This window comes from Vibrio sp. D3, assembly GCF_043995865.1.
Classification (GTDB): Bacteria; Pseudomonadota; Gammaproteobacteria; order Enterobacterales; family Vibrionaceae; genus Vibrio; species Vibrio diabolicus.
Window position 1 is genome coordinate 2,426,635 of record NZ_CP171887.1, and the last position, 19,987, is coordinate 2,446,621.

A 19,987-nucleotide genomic window follows, 5' to 3' on the forward strand; every position below is an offset into this window, starting at 1 on the left:
CGCCAATTGGAAAGCGCAGCACAGATTGCGTGTTCTGAATCATTACAAACATAGAGAGTCCCCTTATGCGTAAATCACTTTTAGCTCTTAGCCTTCTAGCGGCTACTTCAGCTCCAGTTATGGCGGCAGATTACTCTGACGGCGATATCCACAAAAACGATTACAAGTGGATGCAATTTAACCTAATGGGTGCATTTGACGAACTTCCAGGTGAGTCTTCGCACGACTACCTAGAAATGGAATTCGGCGGCCGCTCTGGTATCTTCGATCTATACGGCTACGTTGATATCTTCAACCTAACTTCAGATAAAGGCAGCGATAAAGCAGGAGATCCTAAGATCTTCATGAAATTTGCACCACGTATGTCTCTAGATGCAGTAACTGGTAAAGATCTATCTTTCGGTCCAGTACAAGAGCTATATGTAGCAACGCTTATTGAGTGGGATGGCACAGATTACAAAACTAATGCATTCTCAGTAAACAACCAAAAAATTGGTATTGGTTCTGACGTAATGGTTCCTTGGTTTGGTAAAGTTGGTGTTAACCTATACGGTACTTACAACGGCAACAAAAAGGATTGGAACGGTTTCCAAATCTCGACTAACTGGTTCAAACCATTCTACTTCTTCGAGAACGGTTCATTCATTTCTTACCAAGGCTACATCGATTACCAATTCGGTATGGATGATGATGCAGGTAACAAATTTGGTTCAACCGCGTCAAACGGTGGTGCAATGTTCAACGGTATCTACTGGCACTCAGACCGCTTCGCAGTGGGTTACGGTCTAAAAGGCTACAAAGACGTGTACGGTATCAAAGATACTGATGGGTTTAAGTCAACTGGCTTTGGCCACTACCTAGCTGTAACTTACAAGTTCTAATTGAACCACTAAGTTTGCTCAAAAATGGCGCCTTTCGGCGCCATTTTTATTTGCTTTCCTTTTTTCCCTCATTATCCTTGCAGCAAACCTTTTTAATGAGAGCGTTTGGTGAATATTCTCATCTTAGGTCCAGGAGCCGTTGGCTCACTTTGGGCAACAAAATTTCAGCTTGCCGGACACAATGTTTCATTGTGGGGAAGAAGTTCAGAGAGACAACAATCACTTCAGTTGGATGACACACCCGCAATCGTATTCAGCAATCAAGATATTTCATCCGTAAATAAAGCAGATCTCGTTTTGATCACGGTAAAAGCTTGGCAAATGGAAGACGCCATTCAGCCTTTACTGCCTCATATCAACGCAGACACGATTATCATGCTGATGCACAATGGTATGGGTACCGCCTCTGGCGTGGAGAAGGCTCTGCCAAACAATCCGATCGTGCTCGCCACAACGACGCACGGCGCATACAAACCAGATAACCAACACGTACTGCATACCGGTCACGGAACAACGCAAGTGGGTGGTTATAATGACAAAGGAATGCAGTGCGCTTTTCTGCAAGATGTTATGCATCATGCCCTTCCAGAGGCCATTTGGAATCCACACATCCAATCTGCGTTATGGACTAAGTTAGCGATCAACTGCGCGATTAACCCACTGACTGCGATTCACCAGTGTAAGAATGGTGAGCTTGCGCAGCCCGAGTTTAAGATACAACTCGAAAGCATCACTCAAGAACTGGTTGAAGTAATGAGTAAAGAAGGTATTGCTATCGAGTTTCGCTCTCTTTTCGATACGGTAATGCAAGTGGTGAACGCCACAGCTGAGAACTATTCTTCAATGAGACAAGACGTATTCCATCAACGTCGAACGGAAATTGATTTTATAACCGGATACTTGTTAAAGGCTGCCGAGAAACATCGCATCAATACGCCTGAGAATTTAAAACTTAACCAACGCATCAAACAAATAGAACAAAGCTGGACAGAACAATGAGTAAGAAAATCTTAGTGCCAATCGCTCCGGGCACCGAAGAAATGGAAGCCGTCACCGTTATCGACATGATGGTTCGCGCGGGTTATGACGTTACGGTAGCGAGTGCTGCTTTTGATGGCTCATTGACGATGAAAGCTTCTCGCGGAGTCACATTAACAGCCGATTGTAAGCTGGTCGATATCGCTGATGATGAGTTTGACGCCATAGCGCTTTCTGGTGGTGTTGGTGGTGCAGAAATTTTTCGTGATAGCACGGTGATGATAGAAATCCTTAAGCAGCACATCTACGAGGGAAAGTTGGTCGCTGCTATCTGCGCAGCACCGGCGTTGGTATTGCAACACCATGATCTTTTCCCACAATCACTGATGACCTGTCACCCGAGCTTTCAGTCACATATCCCGGAAGAGAAGTGGCGCAGCAAACGCGTGACCTTTGATATCAACCACAACCTGATCACCAGTCAAGGTCCGGGCACTGCTTTAGAGTTCGCAATGGAAGTAATCATTCAACTCTCAGGTAAAAAACACGCATGGTCAGTTGCTGAACCAATGATCCCTCTGCCTACTCTGCATTACCATAAGCTTGGTGAAGAATAATGTTTGACGTAAATGCTGTACGTGAGCAATTTCCCGCTCTAAATCAATCCGTCAACGATACGCCCTTAGTGTATCTAGATAGCGCAGCGACAACGCAAAAACCGCAATGTGTGATTGATGTCATCAGTCATTACTACAGTGCGCAAAATGCCAATGTTCACCGTGGCAGTCATAGTTTAACGGCTAATGCCACCAGCCAATTTGAAGCGGCACGAGAACGAGTGGCAAACTTTATTGGTGCAAACAGCTCTAAAGAGATCATTTGGACACGGGGCGCAACCGAAGCACTGAACTTAATTGCTCAGACTTACGCCCGCAGCACGTTACAACCAGGTGATGAGATCTTGATTAGCGAGATGGAGCACCACGCTAACATCGTGCCTTGGCAAATCGTGGCAGAGCAAACGGGCGCCAAAGTCATAAAAGTTCCAATGACATCAGATTGCCAGTTCGACATCAGTGCATTTGAGGCGCTTCTGTCTGACCGCTGTAAAATTGTTGCTTGTGCGCAAATCACCAACGTCACGGGCACACGACAACCTATCGAAAAAATCACTGAACTAGCGCACAGCGTTGGCGCGGTTGTTGTGATTGATGGCGCTCAAGGCATCGTCCATGAGCAGCTTGATTTATCGGTATCAGATATCGATTTTTACGTTTTCTCAGGTCACAAACTTTATGCGCCAGCAGGTATTGGCGTTTTATACGGCAAGCTTGAACTTTTGGAAGCCATGCCACCATGGCACGGCGGTGGTAAAATGGTTGAACGCGTTTCGTTCGAGAAAACGACGTTTTCTGCACTTCCTGGTAAATTTGAAGCGGGCACACCAAACGTTGCGGGCGCGATTGCTCTAGCGAAAGCCATTGAGTGGTACCAAGGTTTTGACCATCACGAAGTAGAGGATCATCTCCATGCGATTCAGGATAAAGCCTACCAAGCACTAAGCGCGTTGGATGACATCCATATTCTAGGCTATCAACCGAATGCCTCTGTACTGACATTCGTCATGGACGGCGTTCATCACCAAGACATGGCGACGCTGCTCGATCAACAAGGCATTGCGGTACGAGCAGGACACCACTGCGCTCACCCATTGATGGATGCGCTAAACGTTAAAGGCACGGTACGCGTTTCTTTTGGTATTTATAACACGGCTGAAGATGTGGATAGACTCATCGCCGCCGTAGAAAAAGCCGTCGACATGCTATAACCCCAACGGTTTGATTTGGAGTAACCAACAAGGTTACTCCATCTGCCTATCCAGAGTCGCCACGCAATTTCTGCCATTTCTTTTCGCAGCATAAAGCGCTTTATCTGCATGCGCATACAAACGTTTGGTGGTTTCATTTCTGCCTATTTCCACCACGCCTACACTCACCGTGACCGGAATTTCAATCTTTTCAAATTCGAACTGACAATTTTGAATGTGGGAACGAACTTCCTCTCCTACCTCTTTCGCCGCCGATAGAGAGGTTTCTGGCAAAATAATCGCAAACTCCTCCCCTCCGACTCTTGCAAAAATTTCGTCTTTGACGAGTAAGTGAGAAACCAAATCAGCTAACGTCTCTAAGACATAATCCCCCGCATCATGACCACGTTTATCATTGATGACTTTAAAAAAATCCAAATCAAATAATAACAACGCGGAGTGATAATCCGGAGCTTGGGATTTAATAACTTCTTCTGTGAGCTTTTCGAAAAAGACACGTCGATTGTAGATGTTGGTAAGAGCATCAATTTGGCTTTGATGGCGAAGAAGGGTTTCAACTCGGTGGCGATTGGAGATGTTGCGTGTAAGAATAAGGACAACGCGACGACCTCGGTATTTTATAGCGAGTGGGCAGATCTTGCCTTCGTAGTATAGGTCGCCTCTTGGCCCACTGTTAGCATCTATTCCCTGAATGCTGTCGGCGCACATCTTGTACTCGATCGTCACAATACTGTCTTGTTTCAGTGACCGATTTATCTGTTCGATAAACCAGTCAGCTTTATCTTTCTCAAGTACGCTGTGCAGCGTCTCACCTATCAAATTACTTCCATCGTGATAGGCTTTTTTATCTGTTCCTCCAAAAACATCAATATAGATACCATCTTCACTCAGAATAAAAGTGGGGTCTGGCATTCCGGATAACACGTCTTGCGCATGTTCCAAGGTGAATTGCATATAGGGAGGTTCCTAGCATTTGTATCTAAGTAACCCAATCGCTTCCAAGTGTGTTTCCACATTGGGGAATAGGAGCGAATGGGGCATATGTCTATTATCTAATATAGACAAATTTTAAATACAATTGAGTTTATAAAAACCAAGTGGGCAATATAATGAACCAGGATCAATAGAATGGTTAATTAGCGCTAAAATAGTCGACCATTTGCATATTTTTTACCCATATGCAAAAGATGTCTCAACTCAGATACAAAAAACGCCAAACAGCTAGGCTATTCGGCGTTTTTTAAGAATTGGGAAAATAACTCATTACACGGCGGTTTGCTTAATCTGCTCTACAATAGCTTTCAAGCCATTACCACGTGACGGGCTTAAATGTGCAATAAGCCCCAGTTGATCAAAATAAGCATCGATGTCAAATGCTTGAATTTGATCGGCCGTTTTTCCGTCATAAGCCGCCATCACCAAGGCAATCAATCCACGGACGATACGCGCATCGGAGTCCGCACAAAAATGCCAAACGCCATCTTGCTCTTGGCTCACTAACCACACCAAGCTTTCACAACCCGAAACGGTAACTTGTTCTGATTTCAGCTCTTCTGGCATTTGTGGCAGCTTTTTACCCCACTGAATAACCTGACGGTAACGATCTTCCCAGCCTTTAAATTGCTGCATAGTCGCTACAATGTCTTCGCTGGTGATATCTGTACCAAATGGAGAAACGGGAAAATCTGTCATGATGCGCTCTTCTTCTAGTTTACTTCTTATATTTTGAAATCAACTTCTCAACGATTCGCGATACCGCGACAAAGCCAAACGTTGCAGTTACGACAGTCGCCGCACCAAAACCGCTAGCGCAATCCATACGTTTTGGGCCTTCCGCTGTCGACTTCACACCACACACTGAACCGTCTGCTTGAGGGTACTTCAGCTGCTCGGTTGAAAACACGCAATCAATACCAAACTTACGAGCCGGATTCTTAGGGAAGTTATGATGACGACGCAAGGTGTCTTTGATTTTCTTCGCTAGAGGATCTTGGATCGTTTTCGTTAAATCAGCGACCATGATCTGCGTTGGGTCAACCTGACCACCAGCGCCCCCCGTAGTGATCACTTTGATCTTGTTGCTGCGGCAATACGCCAACAAAGACGCCTTCGCTTTTACGCTGTCAATCGCATCTAGCACGTAATCAAACTCTTTGCTTAAGTACTCATGTTGATTGTCTGGCGTGATGAAATCATCAATCAGATTGACTTTACACGCTGGGTTGATCAATTTGACACGCTCGGCCATCACTTCAATTTTGCTTTGGCCAACGGTGCCCGTCATCGCATGAATTTGGCGGTTAATGTTCGTGACACAAACATCGTCCATATCAATCAGAGTCAACTCACCGATCCCAGTACGAGCCAGCGCTTCCACCGCCCATGAACCTACGCCACCAATACCAATCACACAAACGTGTGCAGCGCGAAGAATGTCCACTTCGCTGTTGCCATAAAGACGACGAGTGCCGCCAAAGCGTTGATTGTAGCTGTCAGATGCTGGGGTATCGAGTTCACGCATATTGAAGTCCAGATGATCGATAGAAAAACAAAGAGTGCGATTTATACGCACTCTTTGATGAAATGTCTAGATAAGAGAGTGTTCCTCTCTCTTGGACGACTATTGTAGCTTTTCTGGCGGTAAAGCCCAAGGCGCTTGAGTTGGTGAGTTTTCTAACCCAAGTTTCCACACTCGACCAAAATGCTTGTAGTGCCCTGCTTCCGTTCCTGCTCTCGCACCAATGCCATGATACAGATCCAAATGGTTCTGTTTTACCGCACCACCAGTGTCTAAAACGATCAGCATTCGCAGTTGATGCGCACCACTCCACGTACCATCGGCATTCAGCAGGGGCACTTCCGCCAAGATTGGCGTACCCATTGGTAAGATAGAACGGTCACCCGCGACGGCGGCCATTGGCAACAACGGAATACCAGCCGAGCCTGTTACTGGCGCTTCTGCTTTTGGCGCAAAGAAAACGTAAGAAGGGTTTTGCTCCAACAACTCGCGCACTGTCGCATCGTCGTTGTCCATCACCCACTCTTTGATTGCTTTGAGGGACATTTTTTCACGCGGGACTTCACCACGTTCAATCAAAATGCGGCCAATGCTGACGTAAGCTTTATTGTTTTTACCCGCGTACGCAAAGTACTCCAACGTATCATCATCTTCAAAATGCACGTAGCCACTGCCTTGCACTTCCATCATAAATGGGTCGATACGATTAGGCGCGTAACCTAGCACCAAACCTTGTCCATCTAGTGCTCCATTGTAGATCTCCGCGCGAGTCGGACAATCTGATGAGCAGTTTGGCTTGCCATAAACTGGGTACTTAAAAATGTCGTTTGGTGTATGACGCAGTTCCATCACGGGAGAAAAGTATCCGGTAAACAACACATTACCTTTTTTATCACCACCACCCAATTGCGCGGCTTGAATGCCAAACGCACTCAACGCACTGGTATCTCCGCTCTGTTGCGCCCACTCACTTAATCGTTGATATAGCGGTTGGTACATCTTCGCCATGGATGGTGACTTTATCACCACTTGCTCAGCTTGCTTGTTAAATTCAGTAAAATCGCGTGGTTTGTTAGACTCAACCACATCCACTTGATTGAGGATCTGAGGAAACTCACCATCAAGATATTGCTGAGCACGATCATTTTGTTGAGCACAGCCAAAGAGTAGGCTCAAAGAGATAATAGGAAGGAGTTTTTTTAACACGTGTCTTTTCCGTAAAAGAGAATAGCAAAAGGATGGCAAACAAATGCATACGGTGCAATTGAAAAGCAACGACAAAATGTTTCAACGCTAAGCCAATCCGTTCACTCGTTGTAAATTCATTCAGTTAATGCAACATGATAGCAGCGGAAGAATTACGGAATTGTCCGGATTATGTTTGAAAGTAAGATTTACTGATTGAGAGATGAAGTTGTGATCATCCATGTGATTCACAGACGCAAGGACTCTCAGCTTAAGAGACAACAATAAAAACGACTATCTTACCGCAATCCTTGCACGACCCTCTAGACGGAATACAGGTAGATAATGCGCATTGGCATCCAGTTTCATTTCTGCATGCTGCTTACCCACAAAATTGAAGTGCCGCTCATTTGAACCCACTCGATACGAAAACGAATCCCCATCGAATTCAAAACTGGTCGCCACTGTAGAACCATTTACGGTAACACCGCGCTCACTCAACACAAATTCTTCACGAGCATAAGGCGCAACATCTTGCTCAACCCAGCGACCATAAATAGTCGATTTGGGAATGGGCGGATTAATGGTTCGAGTAATCAAATCACTATACAGCATGCACACGACAACGGTTCCAACTATCGCTATAAGCATGAGAGAACGCTCTAGCCACTTACGAAGCATTGATTTAGATGACGTTTTTGACAGATTTGAAGCAGTGATCGCAGCATTCTTATTAACAACAGAAGACATGAGGTTCACGTATTGAGAAAAGACGCGCTCATTGTAACTCTCCCCTTCAACGGGACCAAGAACCTACCTCAATATGTTTGTGCTTTATTCCAAAATTTCACCTTGCCACCAAGTGAATAAAAAGGCATTATTTTGACATAATTAAACAAAGGAATGGCTGTAGTGAAAATTCGTAGTACTGCTCTCGTAAAAGGATTCCGTCAATCAACACCTTATGTCAATGCTCACCGCGGAAAAACCATGGTGATCATGCTGGGCGGAGAAGCCGTCGCACACAAAAATTTTGGCAATATTATTAATGATATCGCACTCATGCACAGCCTCGGAATTAAAGTCGTGGTGGTGTATGGTGCACGTCCTCAAATTAATCAGCTGCTAGAAAAACAAGACCTCACTACGCCTTACCACAAAAATATCCGCATTACGGATGAATCGGCTTTATCTGTTGTTATGCAAGCTGCCGGACAACTTCAACTTGCGATTACTGCGCGCCTATCAATGAGCCTCAACAACACTCCGATGGCAGGCACCCAGCTCAATGTCGTTAGCGGAAACTACATCATTGCTCAGCCACTCGGCGTTGATGATGGTGTGGACTATTGCCATAGTGGACGCATTCGCCGCATTGACACCGACGCGATTAATCGCACGCTCGACCAAGGCTCTATTGTGCTACTTGGCCCCATTGCGAGCTCTGTGACTGGCGAGTGTTTTAACTTACTTTCTGAAGAAGTTGCGACACAACTGGCGATCAAATTAGGCGCAGACAAACTGATTGGTTTCTGTTCAGAACAAGGTGTCATTGATGACAACGGTAATGCTGTCGCCGAGTTGCTGCCAATTGAGGCGGAGCATGTCATCAAAACGCTCTCTGAAAATACGTCTCCTGACCTAGATTACAACACTGGGACACTGCGCTTTCTTAAAGGCTCTATTGCCGCTTGTCGTGCCGGAGTACCTCGTAGCCACTTGATCAGCTATAAAGTGGATGGAGCCTTAATTCAGGAGTTGTTCTCTTTCGACGGTATCGGAACCCAAGTTGTTATGGCGAGCGCTGAGCAAGTGAGACAAGCTAATATTGACGATATTGGTGGCATCTTAGACCTCATTCGCCCTTTAGAAGAACAAGGCGTACTCGTTCGTCGTTCTCGAGAGCAGCTAGAACAAGAGATTGGAAAATTTACCATCATCGAAAAAGACGGTCTGATTATTGGCTGCGCTGCCCTTTATCCGTACCCAGAAGAGCGTAAAGCTGAGATGGCTTGCGTAGCGATTCACCCTGACTATCGTGATGGGAACCGAGGTTTGTTACTGCTCAACTACATGAAACATCGTTCTAAATCCGAAACCATTGATCAAATCTTTGTCCTCACGACACACAGTCTGCATTGGTTCAGAGAGCAAGGTTTTTACGAAGTCAGTGTCGACTATTTGCCCGGAGCCAAACAAGGGCTATATAACTTCCAGCGTAAGTCAAAAATCTTAGCGCTAGATTTGTAGCTTAACCTTAAATCACGAAGCTAAATTTAACGTTCCGCTATACCAAAACCTCAAGGTGCGGGATTCAGCTCATTAACGCTCAATCCTGCACATCAAGTTTGTTTTGGAGTAAGGCCTCACATAAATCCTGCTTCGAGCTAGCGAGTCATCATATAAACACCAACTTAGAAATACGCAAACCATTGCTTGATTTTCGTTCCAATTTTATCTTTTAAATATACATTTGGTTGGCTATACTCTGCTCGCTAGTGATTGGTTTTTAACCAATACGAATGGATCTAGGTGATGTAATGTAGCCTTCACCCTAAAATACTGGGCAATTGAAAAACTAGTTAGCTCCGTATTGCACACCAAGGACAGTTGTTAATCTGACTTTAAATAAGCCGAGACGAGCACTGTTATGAGAACAATCATTTGTAATTCGCTTCAAAGCTTCTGGGATATGGCTGACAATCAGTTTTTAGAAGGCCTAGACGTCCACTGTGTTTTCCCCGTAAATGACGCTATCCGAGATTTTATTCTTGCTTATCAACAGCAATACAAAATACGCAGCGTGTCTTTTACCAACGCGTTTGCAAAACATGCATAAAAGAAGACCGAGCCATAAGCTCGGTCTTCTTGTTTTAGTTAGTAAGCTGCTGTACTAAACCACTCGCACGAGTGGTTTTCACTTTAATGCCTCGCTTCAGAACATTGAGTTCGGCGTAAAGAGCTAAACGCTTTTTCGCGCGGGTAATGCCTGTGTAAATCAACTCACGAGTTAATATCGGGCTAAAGTCTGGTGGCAAAATCATCAGGGTGTAATCAAATTCACTGCCTTGCGATTTGTGGATGGTCATGGCGTAAGCCGTTTCATGTTCAGGTACTCGGCTTGGCAAGACCGATTTCACACTGCCGTCAGGTAACTCGAAAAAGACTTTCAAACGCGGTTCATCTTCACTGTCATCTCGCATACAAATACCAATATCACCGTTATACAAACCTAAACCGTGATCATTACGCGTAACCATGACGGGTCTGCCGTGATACCAAATTTCATCCTGAACTTGAATGAACTTGCGCGCCGCGAGCGCTTTCTCGATGCGTTGGTTTAGCCCAGCCACACCGAAGTCACCTTCACGGATCGCGCACAGCAGTCGGCATTGGTTGAAGGTATCTAACACCGCTTTGGCTTTACGCGTTAGCGACTCTGGCTCTCCGGTTTCAGGATCGGTTTCCTGTTGTCCAATGCGTTTGAGGTAACGACCGTATTCCTGCACCAACGTCTGCATCATTTGGTTGTAGTGCTGACTACTTAGCGCGAAATGTTCGATATCAGAAAAGTCACGCGCCCAGACGTTATCTACGCTCGCAGCAGAACCTGAGTTAACCGCTTTTGCCAACTGACCAATGCCTGAGCGAGCATCAAATCGGTAGCTCTTTTGCAGCATACATAAACTATCGGCAATGCTAGATGCACTGTTACCCGTATGCACTAAAGTATCGAAACCCGTCAGTTTTGCGATGGCTGATGCCTGCTCTTTGCCATAGCCCAATGCATGGAACGAACAGATATCACCCAACACAGCCCCAGCTTCAACTGAAGCAAGTTGGTCTTTATCACCTAGCAAAATCAGCCGCGCATGTTTCGGTAAGGCATCGACCACTTTGTACATCATTGGCAAATCGACCATCGACGCTTCGTCGATAACTAAAATATCCAAATGAAGTGGATTTTGCTTGTTGTGACGGAATTCTGCGCTATTAGGAATCGCGCCCAGCAACCGATGTAAGGTGCTTGATTCAGTCGGAATTTTGGCTTTTAGCTCCGGAGAAACTGGCAGCTCTTGCACCGCTTTACCAATGGACTCGGTTAATCGCGCCGCCGCTTTCCCCGTCGGGGCCACCAGCTTGATGGTTAGGTTTTTCTCGTGCGTCGCCTGTTCAATCAAAGCGGCAAGCAATTTGGTTACTGTCGTCGTTTTACCCGTGCCTGGACCACCAGAAATCACAGCAAATCGACGGGTTAACGCAACTGCCGCCGCGACTTTTTGCCAGTTCACGCAAGCCGAGAGTGGTACGAGTTCATCCAGTATTTGCAAATCTTGAACCTTGCGCGCATTGCTAAGCACGGAATCAATGGCGTGCCAATCCAACGATTCGCTTGCGACCACATCAAGGTGGTCACACACCAATTGCTGACGCAACACTTGGTTGCTGCTTCCCGCTTCTACTGCTTTGCCTAACGCGTTAAACAGAAAATGGTATTGGCGTGCAAACAGATGGTTGAGCAAGTCCGATAATCGCGCTAACTCTTGCGACTGCAAGTTCACTACAGCGCCCAACTGATTGAGCTTTTCCGCCAGTGTCACTTCATAATGCCAATAGCGGTGCAGATACAGACGCTCACCATCGAACATCAGCGGCAAGGCTTCTCCTTGCGCGCCAACCACGCTGGAATTTTGTAATACTTCAATCCAGTCTATGCCTTGCAACTGTGTGTTGAGCGCCAATGCCGACTCACCAAACAGCCCTAGCTTACTGGCTAAATCCGTAGATTGCCCTTGCGCATCGAACAGAGACAGACAGATATGTCCTTTGCCAAGCTCACTACTGACAACACCCGCGATAAACGCCAGTGCTTGGCTATCCGACTGTTCATCATGCGTTTGAGAATCAATAAAACAGGCAAATTGATAGTCGAGCTGACGAATAGCACCTTTGTGCGCCAAGCGTTCTAGCACTACCAATAGGCTATTTTGGTCAGAATGAAGATTGTGATTTGTCGTCATTAAAGTAGCTCCATCTGCCCGGCTTGAGTTGAGCGCGTTTCAAGTGCTTGACCATCAATCAAACGATCCATCTCTTGTAAGAACTCGAAAGTTGGTTTCGCGGCAAAAATGCCGTGGTCACTCTGCCCATCCATGCCGCGCAAGAACAAGTAATACACGCCACCGAAGTGCTGCTCATATTGATAATTCGCCAATCGGCTGCGTAGAAAACGATGCAGTGCTAACGCATAAATCTGATACTGCAAATCGTAGCGGTGATCCGCCATCGCCGATTTCAGAGCCTCACCATGATAATGCGTCACATCGTCGCCAAGATGATTCGATTTCCAGTCAAGCACGTAGTATTTACCTTGATGTTCAAACACCAAGTCGATAAAGCCTTTGAGCATACCTTGCACGGTTTGGAAACCTAAATCCCCCGCTTTCGCCGACAACGGATCGTGACGTTGAATGACTCGGTTTAACGCCGGTGCAGACAACACTTCAATCGGCAGCAAAAATTCCATCTCCACCAAACGTTGCGACGGTGCTTTTTGATTCAGCAGCAAAGACTTACCATCCAACGGCGTTGCGAGTACGGTATCAATCAATTGCTGTAAAATGGGTAACCACTCTTCATCGAGCTGTTCGCTTTCCATCAAACCAAGGATGATTTGTGTATTCTCTTCCGTCGTGGCTGGCTGAGTAAATTCAATTTCCTCAAACAGGCTGTGCAGGAACGTACCCGGACGCGCACCGCGAGGGAAGGTAAAAATAGAACGCTCTGGCTCCACCAAATCCGCTTCGTCTTGCTCTTCAGATGAGTCGATATCAAAACCCGTAATCTCAATCGTGGCATCATGCTCGGCGTGATGAGAGCCTTGCTTGACCAAGCCAGAATAACTGGTGATGCGCCAGTTTCTGTCGATAGGGTTTTGCAGCTCTTTCGCGCTAAGATCGTGTATTTCTTCTTGTGGCGCTACGTACTTCTCTTCGAGTTGCGGCGGCGGTTCGGCCACAACGACACAATCAAGCTCGTCTTGTTGCTTTGCTAAACCTTGGTACAAATCGTTAATGCCACCTTCTTGACCATTTTGAATCAAATAGCCAATCGCACTGCGGTGTACACCGGTTGGCTCTTTGGTCGAACGGCCATTGCGTAAAGGTGAGGCACCGATAAAACACGCATACACAGCACGCGTTAACGCCACGTATATCAAGCGTAAGTCTTCCGCCAAACGCTCTTTATCCGCTTGCTTCATGGACGCATCGTTGCCAGTGATATCCAGTACCGTGCGGTCATTGGCTGCATCGTAATATTTGGCTTCACTGGCTTCTCGATAGCTGAACACAAACGGCAGAAATACGAGGTCATACTCCAAGCCTTTTGATTTGTGAATAGTTACGATCTGCACTAAGTTACGTTCCGATTCTAAACGTTGGATTTGGTCATCACTGCCACCCAAACCGTTTTCCGCATCACTGATAGACTGAGCGAGCCAACGCAGCAGACCGTGATCGCTATCCAGTTCATTACTGGCTTGTTGAAGCAGTTCACCGATGTGCATTAAATCGGTAAGTACTCGCTCACCATTCTCACCCTGTGAACTCGCACCTTCTTCTAGTAATCGCTCGGCAATATGGCGTTTGCTGATCACCGCGCGCAACATCGGCAGCACACCACGTTGAACCCAAAGTTTGCGATATTCTTTGAATTCGTTTACGGCGTTTTCCCACACAATTTCATCGTTATTAAGTGCATCCAAACTTGCTGCGTCGAGGGCAAACAGCTCAGAAGCAAGACTTGCACGCAGCGCACGGTCATTTTCTGGAGTCAGCACCGCTTGCAGCAAACGCTGTAAATCCTGCGCCACTGAACTGGTAAACACACTGTCTCGATTAGACAGGTACACGCTGGCAATACCTTGGTCTGCTAGCGCTTGTTTGATCATTCGACCTTCACTACCTGTTCGAACCAACACCGCGATATCGCCCGCTTGAACCGCTTTCTGTTTTTCGCCATTCACCAGACACGCTTGCCCCTGTTGAGCCTGCGTCAAAATGGTTTGGATTTGGCTTGCGGTCGCCTCTGCCATTCGAGTCAAATACTCGCCTTTTGGTAGCGGTTTATCGTCCGCTTCTTGCAACCAATAAGTCAGCGCGGGTTGCTTTTGACCACCCATAGTCCAAATGCGTTTTTCGGCATTGGGACTGTATTTTACGGGTAAGAACGGGATGTCCGAATCATAGATAAATGGACTGTCTGGAAAAGCAAATACTTGGTTTACCGCCTGCACCATATCTGCGCTAGAACGCCAGTTGGTTCCTAACGTGTAGTGGGCACTTACTTGGTTACGCGCTTTGATATAAGTGAAAATGTCTGCGCCACGAAAGCCATAAATCGCCTGCTTGGGGTCACCGATCATAAACAAACCACATTCCGGGTTGTTCAGATAAATACGGCTGAAAATACTGTATTGAAGCGGGTCGGTATCTTGGAACTCGTCAATCATTGCGACAGGATACAAAGTACGAATACGCGCCGCTAAAAGCTCGCTTTCGTCCGTATCGATAGAAGCAGAAAGTTGCGTCAGCAAATCATCGAAAGAGAGCCACTGTTTTTGATTTTTCGCGTTGGCCAGCATCACACGACAATGCTCAATCGCATGAGCAAGCAGTGGCGCTTTTAAGCTGATTGGGTTAGCAAGAAATGTTTCAATGGCTTCAAATACCGCATGCTGCGGCGCACTGCCTTTCGGTGTTTTTTCCAACAAGACGTTTTGCGCGAATTTCTCCAGCTTGTCTGGATAATCGTAACCTGTGGTTTCCGTTGCTGCCCAAGCGTTTACCGCCTCCAACCACGACGGAAGAGACTTTTTGGTGTAGCTGCGTTTGTTAATATCTGAATCTGAAATCAGCGTGAAGAAGTCATCTTGGCTTTCTCGCCACAGTGCTTTTAATTCATCAATTTTTTTCAAATTTCCAGTATGAAGATCAGCCAAACTGCCTTTCATTGCAGGAACAGAAAGGCTTAACGGCGCACCAGTTAAGTAATTGCTGATGTCAGACAACAACGCAGATGGAGAGCTCCATAGCTGGCGAATTTCCCCAGCCAAGGTGAATGGCAACGGGTAGAAGTTGCGGCGCCAGTAATCGGCTACAACTTGCGCTTTTAGGTGACTTTCATCGGTCACAAACTCGTTATTAAATCGGCTGCCAGATTCAAACGCATTTTGCGTTAGCATACGTTGGCAAAAACCGTGAATGGTGTAGACCGCCGCCTCGTCCATCTGACGCTCTGCCTGCAATAAAATTTCTGCGGCTTGCTTGTGATCGTCAAACTCATTAAGCAAAGGTTGGATCACCGGATCGGAACTCTGTCCACGCGCAAACGCGATTCGCGCATCATGGATTCTTGCCCTGATACGATCGCGTAATTCCGCAGTTGCCGCTTCGGTAAAGGTTACGACCAGAATTTGGTCGACCGTAAGCGGTACGCGATGTCGAGTTTCCGCGCTGCCGTGACCAAGCAAAAGGCGCAGATATAAACCTGCAATAGTGAAGGTTTTACCTGTACCTGCTGATGCCTCGATTAACCTCGCACCATGCAGAGGAAACGTCATCGGTTCTAGTGGCGTTGGTTGAGGTTGCTCTGTGCGGTCTAACATATGTAGAGGACACTCTGCACCTGACATTTGATCCATAACACTGAATCTCTCCGGATTATTTACTAGGACGTATCACCTAATAAATGTGATCTATAGTTAAAAATTCTATTAATATGTTTAACAAGTTGGATAATTTAGAGCTTTGTGAGATCTTTCTCACGGTTATCCATAAGACGTACCGTTAGTATGCGCCCCACGAGATAAGCCAAACCTTTTTGGCGGCACAACTCAAATGAATTAAACAAAAGTATCATGGTCCCTCTGACCTTGTGGCCGTACAGCGAACGCCCTACAAAAAATAATGATTTTCTGGCGGCCACCCTACTCTTCCTTCTCTTTATCCAACTGTCTTTATTACGCTTTTACGTCATCGGCGTCTTGAACCGCTAAACGCGCACCTTGCAGAACTAATGCTGTCAGCAAACGAACTTCTGAGGCCAACTCATCATTCCAAGCAGGCCAAATTCGAGAGATGTACGCGTTATTGCCTTCGCCCGGACTCATGAAGCCATCATTGAATGCGTCAGTCATTTTCTTCAAAGATTTCTCTTCGTCATCGACCCACTGACCGCGGCTAAAGCCCGCTTCAACACAAGCCAACGCCGTTTTCGGGAAATAAGGTAAAGGCTTAGTCATACCCTCGAAGAACAAGCGAACTAATTCAGTCAGTAGCTGTTTGGCATACTGCGCATCGGTAATTTCTGGGTAGATCAAATGCAGCGCGCCTTCTTTACGATCGTAGCCAATCAGATGGGTTTTCTTAGCATGACCCGACGCCGACATAGCAAGGTGATCGATCCACGCAGCAAGGTAATCCTGCGATCGAATCTTACCGCTTCGATAGCGAATCAAACCGGATTGGTAGCATTGAGTTAGCCAACCTGTTAGGCGAACGTTTTTCTCTTCGCCTTCATTTCGCTCAAACAAGGAATCAAACGTCAGGTCGATTTCCAAATCGTCTTGAGGCGCACCAGATAAAAACGCCAGTTTATCCACCAGCTCTTCCGCCTGAACTCGGTTGGTTTCAAATTCGATATCACCAAACGCCCCCACCGGCAGTTTGCCTTGCGCGCGCTGTTGACTCATAAAGTGTTTAAGCACCTCTGCTTTTTTCTCTGGCTGCGTCAATGTCGTTTCAAGTAAGGTTTCTAACAGCTCATCACGCATTTGATAGCTTTCCAAACCACCTAAAACAAAGGGTTCATCGTCTTCCATCACTGGTAGTGGTGGTTCAAAGATTACTTTTAAGCGACGATTGAAAAAATACTGCACCGGTAAGCGCCAGAAACGTTGCAACTCGACTAAGTCGAGCTCAAGTGGGAACGTCGCTCCTAACAGATAGTCGTCTAATGCACGATTAAAATCACGACGAACATAGCCTTGCGATTGACTACTTTGAGTCAATGCCGCTGGAATCCACTCTTTCGCGTAACTGGCGTGCGTGCCTTGGAACGCACTTGGGCTAAACGGCACCATGGCGTGGGTATTCACCAACGCATTTAATAAGTTGTCGCCAGACTCATCAACGGGCAACGCTTCATCACCACTTAAACAATAGTTTTGGTGGCAGTATTCCATCAGCTCAGAAACCAATACCGAGGGCACTCGCTCGGTGTTGTCTTGGATTGAACGGCCAACATAACTGATGTACAGCGTTTGCTGTGCCGATAGCATTGCTTCGAGGAATAGGTAACGGTCATCATCTCGGCGCGAACGGTCGCCCGGCTTGGCTCTTCCCGTCATCAAGTCAAAGCCTTCTGGCGGCATGGAGCGTGGGTACACGCCGTCATTCATCCCCAGTAGACAAACGGTTCTAAACGGAATAGAGCGCATCGGCATCAAGGTACAGAAGTTCACTTGACCAGCAAGGAAGCGCTGGCTGACTCGTGTGCCAGATAATTTGTTTTGAAGGTATTGGCTGATGATCGACGGCGATAACGCATCATCAAATGCGGCATCAGCTAATTGCTCTTTGAGTTGGCTGAGCGTATCTCGAATGGATTTGAGCGCCATTTCACCTTCTAACTCAACCGAGAAGAAGTCATCCAGCAGTGAAACTAATGTCTCTCGCCAACTATCAATAGTCTGAACATGAGAAAGTTTGCTTCGATAAGTGCTAATTTGTTGGATAAAGTGTGCCAACTTGCCCGCAAGCTCTGCGCCCATGCCTTGCACTTCGTTGTACGGAGACAAACTGCCTTGCTCGGTTTCAAACAAACCTGCGGATTCTGGCATCGCGTAGCCAAGCAACATGCGTTGAATACCAAATTGCCATGTGTTTTGACGGGTTTCCGGCAGTTCAAATTCGCGTCCGGTATTGGCATCCAACCCCCAGCGAATTCCCGATTCCTCAACCCATTGTTTAGCTTGTAAGAAATCATCTTCGCTGAGTTCAAAACGCTTTAATATCGCCGGAGTTTCCAGAAGTTCGAGTAGTTCTGATGCCAAACAGCGCGTATTGGGTAAGTTCACCAACTGCATAAATGCGGCCAGAATTGGGCTCTCTTGATCGGCGGTTCGGTCAGAAATCGAATAGGGAATAAAACGCTCACCCGGTGCGTTACCAAAGACCGCCTGAATCGCAGGGCTGTAAGCGTTGATGTCCGCGACCATCACGATAATATCGCGCGGTTTTAACGTTGGGTCAGCATCGAACATCGCCAATAGTTGATCATGCAGCACTTCCACTTCACGCATCGGGCTGTGGCAAGCGTGCAGGCTGAGTGATTTATCACCCAAGCGAACCACTTGTTTGTGATGACTGTTTTCAATCTGTTGGTCATCTTGATGTTCTTCAAGATTGAGAATATCCGCTTGCAATTGATGGAGCAGACTGTCGCGCTCAACATCAACAAACGCTTCAATTTCATGAGACTCCAGCTGAGACAACAGATACATATTGTCACGCCCGAGTTTACCCATGGACGCCAACAGACTGTTTCCGACCACATCGGTGTGCAGCTCATCGATCACATTATCTTCCAATGAACCTTTTAGTTGCTCAGTTTCACCTTGCACTTCCGAGTGATCGTCCTGCCACACAACGTGCTGACGATGTTTCGCCGCCAAACGAGCCAGATATTTGCGATCTCGAACTTCACCCCAGTAATAACGACACGGGTTGGTGAACATCAGATGCACGTCGATGTGTTCACCAATTGCTTTTAGCGCATCCATATAGCGAGGCGGCAACGAAGAAATACCAAAAACAAACAAACGCTTGGGTAAATGGTCAAAATTGCCGTTAAAACTCGCTAATGTGTCGATAAAGTGCTCATAAAGGTTGGCACGGTGATATGGAGACTGTCCTAATGACACAGTGTGATCGTACAACGCTTGCCATAGGATCGGCTGCCACGGATGCTCATCTTCCAGCTCTGGCACACTCAGCCCAGCTTCCCAACTTGCGATCCATTCCGGACGATACACCAAGTAACCATCGAAAATATCGGCAATTTTCTCAGCCAGCTGATACAGCTTAGAGTGGTCACTGTCATCTTTGAGGTACTGCGCTAACGGCGAAAACACCTCTTGGTTGAGAAGCCCCGGAAGCAGATGCATCAACTTCCACGTCATCGCTTCTTTGTTAAACGCACTGCGTTTTGGCACGTCTGGCAACACCTGCGTAAACATATCCCAAATGAAGGTAGCAGGAAGCGGAAAATCAATGTTCGCGGCAACACCAAACTCTTTGGCCAATTCCATTTTTAGCCACTGGGACATGCCCGGACTTTGAACCAGAATTTGTTCTTTTTCGAACGGGTTTTCCAGCGGACTGATTCGAATCAGTTCGACAAGGAGTGATTTGAGAACGTCAACTTGGTTGGAATGATAAACAGTAAACAAATTGGGAATACCGAGCGCCGATTGAAACTGTTAGCTAGCTTAGCACAGCCCCATTTAAACCCGCAGTGATCTCGCGTTCGGAA

14 protein-coding genes are annotated in these 19,987 nt (G+C 46.6%); 6 read left to right on the plus strand and 8 right to left on the minus strand.

From position 1 onward, the window contains the following. Nucleotides 1-65: 65 nt before the first annotated feature. The 4 genes from ACHFJ9_RS19235 (at nucleotide 66) to csdA (ending at nucleotide 3,687) form a co-directional block, all read left to right on the plus strand. Nucleotides 66-881 (plus strand): outer membrane protein OmpK, encoded by an 816-nt coding sequence (locus ACHFJ9_RS19235; RefSeq protein WP_109169582.1) that lies wholly within the window; start codon nucleotides 66-68, stop codon nucleotides 879-881. 108 nt (nucleotides 882-989) lie between these two features. Continuing rightward, nucleotides 990-1,880, plus strand: coding sequence for a 2-dehydropantoate 2-reductase (gene panE, locus ACHFJ9_RS19240; RefSeq protein ID WP_395355968.1), 891 nt, complete (start codon nucleotides 990-992; stop codon nucleotides 1,878-1,880). After that, nucleotides 1,877-2,476 carry a DJ-1 family glyoxalase III gene (locus ACHFJ9_RS19245; RefSeq protein ID WP_006742560.1) on the plus strand — a complete coding sequence of 200 codons (600 nt, stop codon included), beginning with the start codon at nucleotides 1,877-1,879 and terminating at the stop codon, nucleotides 2,474-2,476. Before panE ends, ACHFJ9_RS19245 begins: the two co-directional genes overlap by 4 nt. Then, complete coding sequence (csdA, locus tag ACHFJ9_RS19250) at nucleotides 2,476-3,687, plus strand: cysteine desulfurase CsdA (RefSeq protein ID WP_395355971.1); 1,212 nt, start codon at nucleotides 2,476-2,478, stop codon at nucleotides 3,685-3,687. Before ACHFJ9_RS19245 ends, csdA begins: the two co-directional genes overlap by 1 nt. Before the next feature lie 33 nt (nucleotides 3,688-3,720). Here csdA and ACHFJ9_RS19255 read toward each other — a convergent pair whose 3' ends face one another. The 5 genes from ACHFJ9_RS19255 to ACHFJ9_RS19275 form a co-directional block, all read right to left on the minus strand. Continuing rightward, the gene (locus ACHFJ9_RS19255) at nucleotides 3,721-4,641 is read right to left on the minus strand and encodes a GGDEF domain-containing protein (protein ID WP_046874992.1); all 921 of its coding nucleotides are present in this window, start codon (nucleotides 4,639-4,641) and stop codon (nucleotides 3,721-3,723) included. 309 nt (nucleotides 4,642-4,950) lie between these two features. Then, entirely contained in the window at nucleotides 4,951-5,379 is a 429-nt protein-coding gene (gene csdE, locus ACHFJ9_RS19260) for a cysteine desulfurase sulfur acceptor subunit CsdE (RefSeq protein ID WP_046874993.1), read from the minus strand. A gap of 19 nt (nucleotides 5,380-5,398) precedes the next feature. Further along, nucleotides 5,399-6,208: a tRNA cyclic N6-threonylcarbamoyladenosine(37) synthase TcdA gene (tcdA, locus tag ACHFJ9_RS19265; protein ID WP_203346983.1), complete on the minus strand. Its 810-nt coding sequence runs from the start codon at nucleotides 6,206-6,208 to the stop codon at nucleotides 5,399-5,401. A gap of 99 nt (nucleotides 6,209-6,307) precedes the next feature. Beyond that, the gene (mltA, locus tag ACHFJ9_RS19270; RefSeq protein ID WP_012841480.1) at nucleotides 6,308-7,411 is read right to left on the minus strand and encodes a murein transglycosylase A; all 1,104 of its coding nucleotides are present in this window, start codon (nucleotides 7,409-7,411) and stop codon (nucleotides 6,308-6,310) included. 273 nt (nucleotides 7,412-7,684) lie between these two features. After that, nucleotides 7,685-8,140, minus strand: a complete 456-nt coding sequence (locus ACHFJ9_RS19275; RefSeq protein ID WP_065645491.1) for a DUF2850 domain-containing protein — start codon at nucleotides 8,138-8,140, stop codon at nucleotides 7,685-7,687. Between the two features lie 162 nt (nucleotides 8,141-8,302). Between ACHFJ9_RS19275 and argA the strand changes: the two genes are divergently transcribed. Together argA and ACHFJ9_RS19285 are read left to right on the plus strand one after the other, a co-directional pair. Beyond that, a complete protein-coding gene (argA, locus tag ACHFJ9_RS19280) occupies nucleotides 8,303-9,640 on the plus strand; it encodes an amino-acid N-acetyltransferase (protein WP_012841478.1) in 1,338 nt (445 codons plus the stop codon). A gap of 400 nt (nucleotides 9,641-10,040) precedes the next feature. Beyond that, nucleotides 10,041-10,229, plus strand: coding sequence for a hypothetical protein (locus tag ACHFJ9_RS19285; RefSeq protein WP_005380230.1), 189 nt, complete (start codon nucleotides 10,041-10,043; stop codon nucleotides 10,227-10,229). A gap of 34 nt (nucleotides 10,230-10,263) precedes the next feature. Here ACHFJ9_RS19285 and recD read toward each other — a convergent pair whose 3' ends face one another. The 3 genes from recD to recC all read right to left on the minus strand — a co-directional run bounded on the left by recD (nucleotide 10,264) and on the right by recC (nucleotide 19,904). Beyond that, on the minus strand, nucleotides 10,264-12,411 hold the full coding sequence (gene recD, locus ACHFJ9_RS19290; RefSeq protein ID WP_395355975.1) for an exodeoxyribonuclease V subunit alpha: 2,148 nt from the start codon (nucleotides 12,409-12,411) through the stop codon (nucleotides 10,264-10,266). Continuing rightward, on the minus strand, nucleotides 12,411-16,085 hold the full coding sequence (recB, locus tag ACHFJ9_RS19295) for an exodeoxyribonuclease V subunit beta (RefSeq protein WP_395357472.1): 3,675 nt from the start codon (nucleotides 16,083-16,085) through the stop codon (nucleotides 12,411-12,413). The genes recD and recB overlap by 1 nt, the downstream gene beginning before the upstream one ends. A gap of 327 nt (nucleotides 16,086-16,412) precedes the next feature. Further along, nucleotides 16,413-19,904 (minus strand): exodeoxyribonuclease V subunit gamma, encoded by a 3,492-nt coding sequence (recC, locus tag ACHFJ9_RS19300; protein ID WP_395355977.1) that lies wholly within the window; start codon nucleotides 19,902-19,904, stop codon nucleotides 16,413-16,415. Nucleotides 19,905-19,987 lie beyond the last annotated feature (83 nt).

Bases quoted from the DNA above. Each gene is read 5' to 3' on its own strand.
- recD (WP_395355975.1), bottom strand. From the start codon at position 12,411: ATGACGACAAATCACAATCTTCATTCTGACCAAAATAGCCTATTGGTA.
- ACHFJ9_RS19255 (WP_046874992.1), bottom strand. From the start codon at position 4,641: ATGCAATTCACCTTGGAACATGCGCAAGACGTGTTATCCGGAATGCCA.
- ACHFJ9_RS19275 (WP_065645491.1), bottom strand. From the start codon at position 8,140: ATGTCTTCTGTTGTTAATAAGAATGCTGCGATCACTGCTTCAAATCTG.
- csdA (WP_395355971.1), top strand. From the start codon at position 2,476: ATGTTTGACGTAAATGCTGTACGTGAGCAATTTCCCGCTCTAAATCAA.
- ACHFJ9_RS19235 (WP_109169582.1), top strand. From the start codon at position 66: ATGCGTAAATCACTTTTAGCTCTTAGCCTTCTAGCGGCTACTTCAGCT.
- tcdA (WP_203346983.1), bottom strand. From the start codon at position 6,208: ATGCGTGAACTCGATACCCCAGCATCTGACAGCTACAATCAACGCTTT.
- csdE (WP_046874993.1), bottom strand. From the start codon at position 5,379: ATGACAGATTTTCCCGTTTCTCCATTTGGTACAGATATCACCAGCGAA.
- ACHFJ9_RS19245 (WP_006742560.1), top strand. From the start codon at position 1,877: ATGAGTAAGAAAATCTTAGTGCCAATCGCTCCGGGCACCGAAGAAATG.
- recB (WP_395357472.1), bottom strand. From the start codon at position 16,085: ATGTCAGGTGCAGAGTGTCCTCTACATATGTTAGACCGCACAGAGCAA.
- ACHFJ9_RS19285 (WP_005380230.1), top strand. From the start codon at position 10,041: ATGAGAACAATCATTTGTAATTCGCTTCAAAGCTTCTGGGATATGGCT.